General features: G+C 44.8%; 1 protein-coding gene. It reads left to right on the top strand.

Annotation, left to right across the window (positions count from 1 at the left end):
• Positions 1-131 precede the first annotated feature (131 nt).
• Positions 132-518: group II intron maturase-specific domain-containing protein (locus tag LKK83_RS13475; protein ID WP_324631684.1), on the top strand; the 387-nt coding region annotated here is incomplete at its 3' end.

The following is a 518-nucleotide window of genomic DNA, read 5'->3' on the forward strand; positions in this document are numbered from 1 at the left end:
GGGATAATCCAGGGTTTGACTTTCTCGGTTTTAATATCCGACAATACATAGTTGGAAAATACAAAACCAGAAGGAATGCCCACGGGGACCCCTTAGGCTTCAAAACTATAATCAAACCCAGCAATCAAGCCATCAAGACCCACTACAAGAAACTAAAAGAGATAGTAGACTCCCACAGCGCAGCACCGCAAGAGGGGCTAATAAGACACCTCAACCCGGTCATCAGAGGGTGGAGCAACTACTACTCAACAGTAGTGTCCAAGGAAGTTTTCTATCAAATGGATAGCTCGTTATATTGGAAGCTAACCAGATGGGGATACCGAAGACACTCCAACAAAAGTAAAGAATGGGTAGCCAAGAAATACTGGCAAACAATAGGGAATCGGCAATGGACATTTGCAACACGAGCGGAATCAAACCCCATCAAATTGCGATACCACTCCGAGACTCCAATTGTCAGACACGTTAAAGTCAAAGGTGAGGCCAGTCCATATGACGGCAATCTCAAATACTGGAGT

The organism is Phormidium sp. CCY1219 (assembly GCF_035615515.1).
Taxonomy (GTDB): Bacteria; Cyanobacteriota; Cyanobacteriia; order Cyanobacteriales; family Laspinemataceae; genus CCY1219.